The sequence below is a fragment of the Microbacterium sp. genome, from assembly GCF_041909575.1.
Taxonomy (GTDB): Bacteria; Actinomycetota; Actinomycetes; order Actinomycetales; family Microbacteriaceae; genus Microbacterium.
Genome location: NZ_JAYRDE010000014.1, coordinates 11,847 through 24,020, shown reverse-complemented (window position 1 = coordinate 24,020; position 12,174 = coordinate 11,847). Strand labels below are relative to the sequence as shown.

At 67.7% G+C, this 12,174-nt stretch carries 15 protein-coding genes and 1 pseudogene; 5 read left to right on the top strand and 11 right to left on the bottom strand.

Features of this window, described 5'->3' with window-relative positions; all coding sequences use genetic code 11:
- From ACE3O1_RS03785 to ACE3O1_RS03750, 8 genes are all read right to left on the bottom strand, one after another.
- Window positions 1-708, bottom strand: a complete 708-nt coding sequence (locus ACE3O1_RS03785) for a hypothetical protein (RefSeq protein ID WP_374312575.1) — start codon at window positions 706-708, stop codon at window positions 1-3.
- The gene (locus ACE3O1_RS03780) at window positions 708-1,355 is read right to left on the bottom strand and encodes a PilN domain-containing protein (protein WP_374312573.1); all 648 of its coding nucleotides are present in this window, start codon (window positions 1,353-1,355) and stop codon (window positions 708-710) included. Before ACE3O1_RS03780 ends, ACE3O1_RS03785 begins: the two co-directional genes overlap by 1 nt.
- Entirely contained in the window at window positions 1,352-2,365 is a 1,014-nt protein-coding gene (gene pilM, locus ACE3O1_RS03775) for a pilus assembly protein PilM (RefSeq protein WP_374312571.1), read from the bottom strand. The genes ACE3O1_RS03780 and pilM overlap by 4 nt, the downstream gene beginning before the upstream one ends.
- A gap of 15 nt (window positions 2,366-2,380) precedes the next feature.
- On the bottom strand, window positions 2,381-3,220 hold the full coding sequence (locus ACE3O1_RS03770; RefSeq protein WP_374312569.1) for an A24 family peptidase: 840 nt from the start codon (window positions 3,218-3,220) through the stop codon (window positions 2,381-2,383).
- 3 nt (window positions 3,221-3,223) lie between these two features.
- Window positions 3,224-4,789, bottom strand: a complete 1,566-nt coding sequence (locus ACE3O1_RS03765) for a hypothetical protein (protein WP_374312567.1) — start codon at window positions 4,787-4,789, stop codon at window positions 3,224-3,226.
- Window positions 4,780-5,307 (bottom strand): hypothetical protein, encoded by a 528-nt coding sequence (locus ACE3O1_RS03760; RefSeq protein WP_374312565.1) that lies wholly within the window; start codon window positions 5,305-5,307, stop codon window positions 4,780-4,782. Before ACE3O1_RS03760 ends, ACE3O1_RS03765 begins: the two co-directional genes overlap by 10 nt.
- Entirely contained in the window at window positions 5,304-5,693 is a 390-nt protein-coding gene (locus ACE3O1_RS03755) for a type II secretion system protein (RefSeq protein ID WP_374312563.1), read from the bottom strand. Before ACE3O1_RS03755 ends, ACE3O1_RS03760 begins: the two co-directional genes overlap by 4 nt.
- Before the next feature lie 61 nt (window positions 5,694-5,754).
- Window positions 5,755-6,153 (bottom strand): type IV pilin protein, encoded by a 399-nt coding sequence (locus ACE3O1_RS03750; protein ID WP_374312560.1) that lies wholly within the window; start codon window positions 6,151-6,153, stop codon window positions 5,755-5,757.
- Window positions 6,154-6,473: 320 nt separating this feature from the next.
- On the opposite strand from ACE3O1_RS03750, the gene ACE3O1_RS03745 reads away from it, so the two are divergent.
- The gene (locus ACE3O1_RS03745; RefSeq protein ID WP_374312558.1) at window positions 6,474-7,334 is read left to right on the top strand and encodes a DUF3800 domain-containing protein; all 861 of its coding nucleotides are present in this window, start codon (window positions 6,474-6,476) and stop codon (window positions 7,332-7,334) included.
- A gap of 3 nt (window positions 7,335-7,337) precedes the next feature.
- On the opposite strand, the gene ACE3O1_RS03740 is transcribed toward ACE3O1_RS03745, so the two are convergent.
- From ACE3O1_RS03740 to ACE3O1_RS03730, 3 genes are read right to left on the bottom strand one after another with little or no spacing between them, the layout of a single operon-like run.
- Window positions 7,338-7,637, bottom strand: coding sequence for a DUF1905 domain-containing protein (locus ACE3O1_RS03740; RefSeq protein WP_374312557.1), 300 nt, complete (start codon window positions 7,635-7,637; stop codon window positions 7,338-7,340).
- Entirely contained in the window at window positions 7,634-8,062 is a 429-nt protein-coding gene (locus ACE3O1_RS03735) for an SRPBCC domain-containing protein (RefSeq protein WP_374312555.1), read from the bottom strand. Before ACE3O1_RS03735 ends, ACE3O1_RS03740 begins: the two co-directional genes overlap by 4 nt.
- A gap of 57 nt (window positions 8,063-8,119) precedes the next feature.
- Window positions 8,120-8,944, bottom strand: a complete 825-nt coding sequence (locus ACE3O1_RS03730; protein WP_374312553.1) for a glycosyltransferase family 2 protein — start codon at window positions 8,942-8,944, stop codon at window positions 8,120-8,122.
- Between the two features lie 155 nt (window positions 8,945-9,099).
- On the opposite strand from ACE3O1_RS03730, the gene ACE3O1_RS03725 reads away from it, so the two are divergent.
- The 4 genes and pseudogenes from ACE3O1_RS03725 to ACE3O1_RS03710 form a co-directional block, all read left to right on the top strand.
- Window positions 9,100-10,491 carry a DUF222 domain-containing protein gene (locus ACE3O1_RS03725; protein ID WP_374312551.1) on the top strand — a complete coding sequence of 464 codons (1,392 nt, stop codon included), beginning with the start codon at window positions 9,100-9,102 and terminating at the stop codon, window positions 10,489-10,491.
- A gap of 36 nt (window positions 10,492-10,527) precedes the next feature.
- Window positions 10,528-11,130: a GNAT family N-acetyltransferase gene (locus ACE3O1_RS03720; protein WP_374312549.1), complete on the top strand. Its 603-nt coding sequence runs from the start codon at window positions 10,528-10,530 to the stop codon at window positions 11,128-11,130.
- 103 nt (window positions 11,131-11,233) lie between these two features.
- On the top strand, window positions 11,234-11,635 hold the full coding sequence (locus ACE3O1_RS03715; protein WP_374312547.1) for a hypothetical protein: 402 nt from the start codon (window positions 11,234-11,236) through the stop codon (window positions 11,633-11,635).
- Window positions 11,636-11,800: 165 nt separating this feature from the next.
- Window positions 11,801-12,174, top strand: a pseudogene (locus ACE3O1_RS03710) (adenylyl cyclase); the annotation flags it as partial.

Here is a 12,174-nt window from a genome sequence, read left to right as displayed (position 1 = left end):
TCATTCCTCCGAGTCGACGAACGTGAGAGCGCTGACTTGCACGTCAACGGCAGTGCCGGTCTGGTTCGTGACGGCCGTGATCGCGCTCAGCAACCGGGGGCCCGTCCTGAGCTCGTCCAGGAACGCCGTCGCCTGCGCCATGTCGTTAGCTGTCACGAGGATGGTGAAGTCAATCTGCTGGCGACCGGTGAGCGGCGCGCCCTCATCCGGTGCAGCGGTCGTCGGCGCGTTCGGATCGACGGCCACGTCGTCGCCTTCTGCGGTGGCGGCGTCACCCGCCCCGGCATCCTCAGAACCGGCGCTCGCATCGTCCACAGGCGCAGCGACGGCAGGTTCCGCACCGATCTCGGTCGAGGTGGTGCGAACGGTGAAGGCGGTGGGCTCGCCTGCCGTCGCGCTCGAGATGATCACTCCTGACGCGGCAGCTGCGCGTGCGATCACCTCGAAGACGTCGTCGAGCTCGGCGGCGGCCGGAATCTGGGTCCGAAGGGCTGCGACAGACGCATCGATCTCGTCTTGTCGTTCGCTGTCCGCCTGCAGCGCCTGCACCTGAGCCTCATAGATCTGATTGGTACTGGCGACGGTTGCCGTCTGTGCATCGACGGAGAGCGATTGCGCCCAGAGCGGGACCGCGATGAGCACGACCGCGAGTGTCACGATGCCAAGAGAGACGACCAGTCCGATCGCCGTGATGAGTTGCTTCGGCATCAGCCTTGCCCTTCTTCGATCGCGAACTCGCCGGAGTAGATGCTCTGATCGAGCGTCACCGTGAGGAGGTAGGAATAGCTGCCCTCGGTCACACTGCTCGACGTCACCGACTGCCCGTCTGCGTAGATCACTCCCGGCACCTCACGCAGTTCGCGGACGGCGGCCACGATGTCGACCGGGTCGGGACTCGTGACGGCGACCGTTCCGGTGAGCCCCACCTCCGATGCGGGGTCGTCCGTCTGGGGGGCACCCCCGCTCACGAGGTCGAATCCGGTGAGTGCCGCACCGCTCGGCAGCGCAGCGGACAGCGCCGTCATCACGGGCGCCCAGGCGAAGTCCGGCGCCATGGCTTCGGCGCGGAATTCGGTGAGCTCCTGTTCCGTCGCGAGCGCTTTGCTGACGTCGGCGAGCGCAGACACCTCGGCGAGGAGCTGCGTCGATCTCGCCTGCTCGGCCGCCAGACGCTGATCGGCCAGGAACTTCAGAGTGAGTGCCCCGGCGACGATGAGAAGTGCAACGAGCACGGCGCCGACCACGCCCCACATCCATTTCCGCGTCAGCGTGCTTCGCTCGCGCCGCGCGATCTCCGCCCGCGGCATGAGGTTGACGCGTTGGATACCCCCGAGCGTCGATGCGATCGCGGTCATCCGCGGGCCTCCCCGAGTGCGATTCCGATCGTGGACACGAGATTGTTCGCAAGATCTCCGGTCGGCTGGACGGCCTTCACTCCGATGACGTCCTCGGCGGTGATCACCCGGATGGGAGCATCGATCGACGCCGACAAGGCTGTAACCACCCCGCTCACCGATACGCCCGCGCCACAGAGGAAGAGCTGATCGACCGGTGTCGCGCCGGGCCGGCTGGCGAAGAAGGCGAGAGTGCTGCGCAGGCGCCCGGCGAGGTCGCTGACGATCGGGCTGATGGTCGCGCCACGGAGAGCTCCGCGGGCTCGCGTCGTGGCCGGAACGAGCTCGAGCGCGGACTCGAGTTCGGAGACGGCGTCGTCGGGAGTGTGCCGCATCGCCGCTGCCGTGGGCAGATCCAGCGGCAGGACGCGGACGAACTTCGGCACGCCTCCCTGAGCGACGACGACCTGGGTGGTGTGATCGCCGATGAAGACCGTGGCGACGGTCTGCTCGGGCGGCGTGAGCCGTGCGCTCGCTCGCGCGAGCCCGAACGCTGTCAGGTCGACCGCGCGGGTGCGCAGCTTGACCTTGCCGAGAGTCGCGATGATCTGCTCGATGGTCTCTGCCACGGCGGCCACCAGAAGACCGCTGACCTGGTCGCCCTGCTGACTGAGCGGATAGAAGTCGAGCACGGCCTGGCTCGCCGGCACCGGCAGCAAGTCCTGCACCTGGTAGGGGAGGGCCTCGCGAAGGAGGTCTGGCCTCATCGCCTGGGTGGTGTACTCCCGGACGAGGATGCGGCGGCTCGCCACACCGAGCACGACGTCATGGCTCTTGAAGCGCGCGCCGCTCCACAGCTGCCTGAGCGCGACGGCGATGGTCCCCGCGTCGATGACTTCGGAGTCCTTGGCGGAGTCAGGGGGTAGCGGCACCTCGCCGCACGCGATGAGCTGTGGAGTCCGCGAGAGCGAGATCTCCGCGCCGCGGACGCTCTCCTCGGTGAGTTCGAGTCCGACGATCGTCTTTGCCATGAACGATGTCCCTTCTTATTGGCCCGAGAACAGGCTGAGGTAGGCGAGGCCGACGCTTTGCCCGGCGAGTACTCCAACCCATGCCCCGACGAGCATGTACGGGCCGAACGGAATCGCGGTCTTGCGGGAGGCTCGGCGGATGAGTATCAGCGCGAGCCCGATGACCCCGCCGATGAGGAAGGCGGAGAACGCGCCGACTGCCAGGGCGCCCCATCCCACCCATCCGAGGTACAGGCCGACGACGCCGGCGAGTTTGACGTCTCCCCCGCCCATCCCGCTCGGACGAACGAGGCGCAGGAGGAAGTAGAAGCCGTACAGCGTGACCATGCCCGCTCCCGCACGCAGGAGAGCACTCCAGTCGCCCCCGAGGAAAGCGGCGAACGTGAACAGGATCCCCGCCACCGCGTAGCTCGGGAGCACGATGGCGTCGGGAAGGCGGTGCGTGTCCATGTCGATCAGCGTGAGCGCGATGCTGATCGCTGCGAAATAGAGGAATGCGACGAGCACCAGCACCTCAGACCAGACGGCGCGGGGATCTCCCGCGGTCTGGTCTGCCGCAGAGGCCAGATAAAGCCACGTGACGGCCGCGAACGCGAGACCTGTCCCGAATTCGACGAGCGGATACCGCGCCGGGATGGATTCATGGCACGCCGCGCAGCGTCCGCGGAGCACGACCCACGACGCCACAGGAACGTTCTGCCACGGCCTGATCGCCGTGTCGCATGAAGGACAGCGGCTCTCGCGCGTCAGCGGGATGCGCGCGGGAACGCGATAAACCACCACGTTGAGGAACGATCCGATGGCGAGGCCGAAGAGCCCCGCGATCGTCACGAGCAGGAGAGCGAGAGGTGTCATCGGCTACTGCTCCGTCTGGTAGACGAGCTCTCCGAGTCGCTGGATCAAAGAGCCCTGGATCACACCACCGGCACCCTTGATCTTGCAGCCGAGTTGATCGAACGCGGGGCTCCACGACATCGACTTGCAGGTGTAGGTCGCGCTCGAATGCATGTGCGTGGAGTCGTTCGTGTAGTACTGGCCCGCGAAGCTCGCCGTCGCAGTGCCGGTGATGCCGCACGGCGTGTACATCATGATGCGGAGATTGGCATCGACGGAGCCGCTGACATCGAACTTGTCGTTCTGGTTGCCGTTGCCGCAGTTGGGCACCGGCTCGCCGTTGGTGAAGTTCCGGGTGGCGTCGGAGTGGACGAAGAGGATCTGACGCGAATTGCCGTCATCGACCATCGTGCCGCTCACATTGACGAGAAGGCGCTCATTGGGCTTGGCGATCATGACGACGTCGCGGCGCACGGTGACGTTGCTGAGAGCGATGTCCACGGCCCCGTTGCACGTGGTGAAGTCCAGAACCAGCGGCGCCCCCGCTGTGGATACCAACGACGCGATCGTCGGGTTCGGGTTGTTCTTGATGAGATTGCACACATTGGTGGCCGTGTACTTGGTGCCCCACCCGGTGTTGTCGAGGTCGATCCACTTGGTGGCGGCCTTCAGCCAGTCCAGTGTCGGCTCGAACACGGGATCGGTGGGGCTGTTGGGCGTCTGCGTCCCCGGGGCTGTCCAGTTCGATCCGACGCTGATGCTGTTGCGACTGGTCAGACTGCCAGTGATCGACGCCTGGTCGCTGCCTTGATCACTCAGGGTGATGTCGCCCTTCGCGCTGATGTAGCCGTCGACCAATGCGGCGCCGTTCGATGAGATGCTCACGTAGCCGTTCGTCGTGATGTCGCCGCGCACCTTGATCGCCTGACTGTTGCTGGTCACGTTGCCGTTCGACCAGATATCACCGTTGATCTGGCAGTTGTTTGCAAAATTGACGGTCCCCTCGAGGACGTACAGATCTCCGTCCAGGATGGCGTCGATGTTGCAGCCCCAGTTGCCGTCGCGAAGCACGAGGTCGCCGGTGTAGTGCGAGACACCCGCGGTGAAGCTTCCGGAGAAGTAGGTGACCACACCACCCGGCTGCTGCGAGTAGGTGACCTGCCACGGGTAGACGGCGTCGATGGTCGACGTCGAGCCATCGGGGCCCGTGCCAGTCGACCGAACGACGACGTAGCGTGTGCTCGACGTGGGGCATCCCGCCGTCACCCCGGCATCGGTGGCAGCGCCGGGCTGATCTCCCGCGGTCACGTAGATCGCGCTGGAGTACTGCGGATCGGTGCCGCTGAAGGTCGTGGTCGAACACCCTGCGCTCAGTGCGGCGACGGCCACGTCGCGACCCGACTCCGCGGCGACATAGGCCTGCGTCGTGCTGCGGTTGTGCGCGTTCGCGGTGATGGTCACGAGCACGGAGGCCGCGACGACGCTGGCGACGACGAAGCCCACGAGCATCACGATGATGACGGTGAGGAGGGCCGCACCCTCGTCGCCGGCGATTCGCGTACGGCGTAGGATCCGGTTGATTACCAGCATGGCGCGCTCACTCCTGTGGGAGTCGATCGGGTGGACACTTCGCCGGCGATGCGAACCGGGGCTGAGTCGGTGCGGATCTCGAAGCTGTAGGTGACGACCTGGCCGCTGTCGGCGAAGTAGGGCGTAACTCCGTCCTGCTGGATCCCCTGCTCCCAATCGGTCCACGCGGCGGAACTGGTCGGCAGAGTGGACGAGGCGAGCGCCAGACGCGCCTGGCCGTTCGTCAGGAGGAACGCCTGGCACGCCAAGTTGCCGTCGAGGGATGTACGGACGCGCAGCTCGGTGCCCGTCGGGTCGATGTCGAAGGCCAGACCGTTGCGCACTGCTCGCTCGATCGTCGATCCCATCGCCTGCCCTCTATTGGTGGCGTCGCTCACACTGGTCACTTCGCGCTGAGTGGTCCAGGAGTTGATGAGGATCATGGCGGTGGTGCCGAGGACGATGCTGATCAGCATGACGTAGACGATCAGTTCGACGAGTGAGACGCCGGCTTCGCGGTCGTGAGTTTCCTCGGTCATGGCACGTAGATGATCGCCGTGGCGGTGGCGAGCGTGCGCCCGCTCACATCCTTCGCCGTCAACGCGAGCTTGACGGTCTTGGAAACTGCGGGGCATGTGCCCACGACGCCCGAGGTCGATATGACTCCTCCGGCACCGTCTTCGACCTGCCGGTTGACTGCCACAGACGTAAGTCCTGCGCACGTCGCGCTGTCCCTTGCCGTCTCGACCAACGCGTTGAGTTCTCGCGTGGCGGTCGCTCTCGCAGACTCGCGCGACGAGTGCATGATGCCGCTCCAGAGAGCAGGAAGCAGAGCGACGGCGACGATCGCCAGCAGGAAGGTCGAGATGACGATCTCGACGAGCGTGAAACCTTCGTCGGTCTGGTGGATCTTCACTCTGCTCACCTCCCCCCAGTGTGTGAGCTCCGGGGTCAAGCCGTGCCTGACCCCGGAGCATCGGAGCTAATTAGCAGCCTGGACCGGACTGGACAGTAGTGCCGTCCTTCGTCGCGCTGACGCACACGTTCGAGACGTCCGTGCTGAGGCCACCTGCGGTCACCAGCGCGGTGGTGATGCCGTTCGAACCAGCCGAGGCTGCGGCAGCAGTGGGGGTGACGGTTGCATCCGGGTCGGCGAGTGCTGCGGCCGCAGCCGTTGCACCGTTGGCCGCAGCGGCCTCGAGGGCGTTCGCCTCGGCCGTGGCCTGGATGTTGATGAAGATCGGAACGGCGATCGCGACGAGGATGCCGAGGATCACGACGACGATGATGAGCTCGATGAGCGAGAAGCCCTTGTCGTCCTCTTCGCCGAGCTCCTCGCGACGCCGCTGCATCGCGTCCATGTAGTTCTTGATCGTTGCACGCATGTGCGGTTCTCCCTGTGCTGGATGGTTTTGGTCAGCACTGATGAAGCCACAGACGCATGGCACAAACGAACACAAACCCCAAAAATGCGTTCCCCAGCTTCATCAGAGCCGGGGTGAGACGCACGCTGTGTTGCGTGAATCCCCTCCCACCACCGAGCATGAGATTTCTCTCATCCCCTGTCAACGCATGCTACCCCAGCGTCTGCTCAGGAGAACCTCAAGAATCTGCAACGGCCGTTCCGCGGCTCAGGATTCGCCACGAAACGTGATGTATACGCGCCTTCCGGCCGATCGATGCGCGATGCGGGACACTTGTCGCGATGCTCATCTTCTATGTCGACGAGACCGGCAACCCCTCGCTCACGACGGTTCCCGGCAGTAATCCCCCCGAGCTGATTCCCGGAACGGCCCAGTTCTTCACGCTGGCGGGGGTCGGCATCCGCGACAGTGCCCGCAAGCCGCTCGCGGAGTATCTGCTGCGGGTCAAGGCCGAGCACCTCGGCGCCGGCCCCGACGCCGAGTGGGATGCCACGGAGATCAAGGGCCGGTATCTGCTCCACGTCGCGAAGGCGCTGCGCAGCGGGAAGAAGCACGCCGCACCGTCGGGCTACTCGGCACTGGCCGACCCGGCGGCGATGGACGCGCTGCTCCACTCGCTCGGCCTCGCGATGTCGGTGTTCCGGCCGCTCATCATGGCGAACGTCGTCGACAAGCAGAAGATGATCGCGCGCGGCATCCGCACCAATCCCATCGGCATCGCCTACAGCTACTTGCAGCGCAACATCGCGCTCACCTTGGAGCACCAGCTCTCCGGCGAGGCGGCGGTGATCGTCGCCGATCAGCAGACGCAGCACGAGGCGCTCTTCAAGAGCGGTGGGATCCACGAGATCCGCACCGAGCTCGAGAAGGACCTCACACGTGTGCCCAACTACAACCTCGTGCTCGACAAGCCGCTGTGGGTCGACACCGACCTGAGCATGTGGGACCGCGAGATCCTGCAGCTCGCCGACATCGCGTCGTTCCTGGTCACCAAGGTCATCGACGAGGGCGAACCGCCCGCGGAGCTGGCCCGGCTGTGGCACGCGATGCTCCCCCAGTTCGCCCTCCATCACAAGTCGGGCAAGGTGCTCGGGCGCGGCATCGCGATGTACCCGCCGCGCTCGAGCAAGCTCAGCTTCTAGCCCTCAGCCGTCCAGCACCTCGAGGCGCACGTACACCGGGCCGCCGTCGACGAGACCCTCGGCGTCGCGCACCGCCTTCTTCAGCGGAAGGACGTACGTGCCGTCCGAGGACGACGGGAAGATCGACGTCGCCCACTCCGTCCCCGCGACCCGGGCGCGCACGCGCACCGAGCCGAAGCCACGATACGGCCGCGGAATCTCGCGGATGTCCTCACTCAGCTCGGCCGGGACCGCCGTGAAGAACCACGCCGAGTCCTCGCGGGCGTCCCAGCGGAACACCTCCGCCTCGAACTCGATGATCACAGGTGCTCACCGGGCGGACCGCCGTAGCGATCGACGAGGCGCTGCAGGCAGTTCGACCAGCCCTCGATGTGGCTCTCGCGCTCCTCGGCCGACAGGAACCCGGTGTGCCGCACGGTCACGCGCGTGGAGGCACCCGCTGCCCGCTCGAGGGTGAGCCCGGCGTCGGTGGCATGCTCCTCGCCCTCCCACCGCCACTCGAGCCGCAGGCGCTGCAGCGCGTCGATCTCGAGGACCCGCCCGAGCACCGCGAGCTCCGCCACCGACGAGCGCACCTCCCAGCGGCCGAGCTGGACGGGCTCCACGACGGCCTCGGTCTCGAACCGCGGCGGCCAGATCCACTCCGCCAGGCGCGAGGCATCCGTCAGATCGCTCCAGACGGTGTCGACGGATGCCGCGACCAGCGCGCTCTCGGTCATCTCGAACATGCCCGCCACGGTAGCGGAGGCCGCCGACGTCCGCACGGGACGGGCGGCACGCGGGTCTCAGCGCCCGAACTCGGGGGTGAGGTCGTCGTCCGGAGCCCAGTCGTCCGGCCCGGGAGACCAGCGAGCCGGAGGCGAGGCATCCGTCATCGCATGCTCGCCGGCACGGCGACGCCACGCCGCGCCCTCGGGCCAGCTCGCGGCGAACGTCGTGGCGACCTTGTACACGCGGCGGGAGAGTCCGCCCACGGTCTGCAGCGGACGCGCCGACACGGGCATGCGCAGCTGCGGGTCGTAGCGCACGCCGTCGGCCCGGCGCAGGCGGATGGTCAGGTCGAGATCGTCGTGGATGCGGGCGTTGTCGCGATCCACCGTCCCCCGCACGCGCTCCCACACGCGCACGTGCATGGCGAAGTTCGATCCGAAGACCAGCGGGATGCCGAGCCACTTCTTGACCCAGTAGTGGCCGCCGCCGACGTACCACCGTTCGCCGAGATAGTTCGTGAGGGCGCTGCCGCCGTAGAACTCGGCTCCCCCGGTGAGCACGCCGAGCGCCGGGTCCGCGACGAAGGCGCGCACGATCCGTGCGATCCAGTCGGGGTGCGGGCGCGAATCCGCGTCGAGCCGGGCGATGATGTCCGCTCCGTCGAGGGCCTCGTCGTAGCCGCGGGCCGCAGCCGGCCAGATGCCGATGCGGGCCTCCTCGACGACGTCAGCACCGTAGCGACGCGCCACCTCGGCCGAGGCATCCGAGCTCGCATTGTCGACGACGACGACGCGCTGGGGCGGATGCTCCTGCACGGCCAGCGCCGCAAGACATGCCTCGAGGAAATCCGCATCGTCGCGGCACGGGATGACGACCGTGACACGAGGCGCGAGGGACACAGGCCCACCCTACTCCCGGAGCGATGTTCGCCTGTGGGGGCTTGCCGGTGTCGTCGTTATATGGTATCTTTGTTCTATTTGGGGAGTGCCCGCCCTTTGTTCTCGGAGTCGTCGATTCACGGCTCCACTCAGGAAGGCACTCGATCATCGAATCTTTGAGCGATCCTCTCGCGAACGTCGGCGCTGCGCTGGCGATCGTGTCCGAGGCGTGGCCGGTCTCGGCGCTCGGCGAGCGCCTGCCGGTCGACGCGCTCAGTCACACCGAGCTCGTCGCGCTCAACGACGCCCTCGGCGCGCTCCGCCGCGGCACCGATGCCGTTCATGCGCGCGTGGCCTCCGAGATCGCGCGCCAGTCCCGCCCCGAGGCCGGAGCCGAGAGCCTCGCCAAGAAGAACGGCTACCGCAGCGCCGCGGTTCTCATCGCCGCGACCACCGGAACCACGGTCGGCGACGCCTCGCGCCTGGTCGCGGTAGGCGACGCCACGGCTCCGCGTCGCACCTTCAGCGGCGCGGATGCCCCGGCCCGGCACCCCCACGTCGCCGCAGCCCTCACGTCAGGGCGCATCGGCATGCCCGCGGCATCGGCGATCATCACCATGCTCGACCGCGTCGCATTCCGCGCCGAGCCGTCGCGCGTCGATGAGGCGGAGCGGATGCTGGCGGCTCAGGCACCCGGACTCGGTCTGGACCAGCTCGGCAAGGTCATCGCCCGGGCCGAGGCCCACCTCGACCCCGACGGTCTCGAGCCGAAGGAGCACGAGCTCCGCGGCCGGCGCAGCCTCGTCATGTTCGAACGCGAGGGGATGGTGCATCTCAACGCGAAGCTCGATCCTGAATCCGCAGCGCCGGTGACGGCGGCGATCCAGGCGATCGTGACCGCGGAGTTCCGAACCGAAGGACGCGCCGAGGGGCGCGGCGAGCGGCAGGATGCGGACGCGCCGAGTTCGGTCGACGCGGATGCTCCGCGACGGTCGGTCGCGCAGCGTCAGGCCGATGCGCTCGTGCTGCTGGCCGCGCACCTGCTCGGCTGCTCGAGCGAGACGCCGATCATCGGCGCCACGGTGATCGTGCGCATGACTCTGGCCGACCTCGAGTCCGGCCGCGGCAGCGCCACGATCGACGGCATCGACCAGCCTGTGTCGGTGGCGACCGCCCGCCGGATGGCGGCATCGGGTGCGGTGATCCCCTGCGTCCTCGGGGCGGACAGCGAGATCCTCGACTGGGGCCGCCGCAGACGACTCTTCACCAGCGCGCAGCGGCTCGCACTCGCCGAGCGCGACGGCGGGTGCGCGCTGTGCGGACTCCCACCCGGGATGACCAAGGTGCATCACCTCCGATGGTGGGCGCGCGATGCCGGACCCACCGATCTGTCCAACGGCGTGCTCCTCTGCGAGACCTGCCATCACCGTGTGCACGACAACGGGTGGGAGATCCGCGTCGACGGTCGCGGCATCGACGCCGAGGTGTGGTTCATCCCGCCGGCGCACGTCGACCCGTCGCGCACGCCGCGCCTCGGTGGCCGCCGAAGGTTCGCGTTCGCGGCATAGGGCCGCCGTGATCTCGCCCAGCGCTACCCTCGCCGCATGGCTGCCGCCGACGTGCCAGACCTCCGGATCGTCCCTGCCAACGAAGCATCCTGGAACGACCTCCAGGCGATCCTCACCGGAACCGCCGGCCGTTGCCAATGCCAGCGCCAACGACTCGGCGACCGCGACTGGTGGCACCTGCCACCGAGCGAGCGGGGAGCCATCCTGCGCGAAGAGACGCACTGCGGCGATCCCCGGGCGACCGACACGATCGGGATCGTGGCCTTCGACGGCGACGAACCCGTCGCCTGGTGCGCCGTCGATCGTCGCAGCGTGTTCGGGCGGCTCCGCGGCTCTCCCGTCCCCTGGGCAGGCCGCGACGAGGACAAGACCGACGACACGGTCTGGGCCATCGCCTGCATGATCGTCCGAAAGGGACACCGCGGCCGAGGACTCACCTACCCGCTCGTCGCCGCCGCCGTCGAGCACGCCCGCGCCCGCGGCGCCGCGGCGGTCGAGGGATACCCGCTGCTCACCGGCGGCTCGCAGGTCATCTGGGACGAGCTCAACGTCGGCGCTGTCGGTCCGTTCACGGCCGCCGGATTCCGCGAGATCACCCACCCGACGAAGCGCCGGGTGGTCATGCGCATCGACCTGTGACCCTTTCACCCCCAACGGGTGACGCCGTCGAACCCGGCACGCAGAACGATGGACACGCCACGGGTCGCACCTCGCCGCGACCCGACCACGGAAGGAAACACACATGTCGGACACGCAGCAGCGCTCAGGCTGGGCCGGCTGGGCCGTCTTCGCCGGAATCGTCCTGATCATCGCAGGAGCCTTCGACGCACTCCTCGGACTCACCGCAATCCTCGCGCCCTCCGAGAAGTTCATCGCCGCAGGCGACGCCTACCTCCTCCTCTTCGACGTCGCCGGCTGGGGCTGGTGGCACCTGATCATCGGGCTTGCGCTCGTGCTCGTGGGCATCTTCGTGCTCCGCGGCGCCACGTGGGCGCGCGTGATCGCCATCATCCTCGTCGCGATCAACGCCATCAGCCAGCTCGCCCTCCTCGGTGTCCAGCCCTGGTGGTCGCTCGCCGTGCTCGCCCTCGACATCGTCGTGATCTACGCGCTCACGGTCCACGGCAAGGAGCTCAAGGACTGACGCTCGCCGTCCCTCGAACGTGAAGGGCGCCGTACCTGGCCAGGGGTACGGTGCCCTTCACCTTTGTGCGCCACCCCTTGAAACCGCTCCCACGATTTGGTTACAGTCCTGTAAGTAGGCGGCATACCTGCCGCGCGACATCCCTCGACGAAGAAGGACTCTCGCATGACGATCCCTGTCCCCCGCCGCCGCACGACACGGCTCGCTGCCGTCGTCGCCGGAGCGGCGCTCATCGGCGGCGCGCTGCTCGCAGCGCCCGCGTACGCCGCACCGCCCCGCACCGTCGACCCCTTCGACCCCGACTTCGGCCCGAATGTGACGGTCTACAGTCCCGACATCCCGATCGACCAGATCGAGAGCGAACTGGACGCCCTCGCCGCCCAGCAGCGCGACGCCGAGATGAGCAGCGTGCGAAAGGCCGTTCTCTTCACGCCTGGTCAGTACGGCACGGCGGAGAACCCGCTCCAGTTCGACGTCGGGTACTACACCGAGATCGCCGGGGGGGGCGCCCCGCCCCCCCCCCGCGACGTCCACCGCGC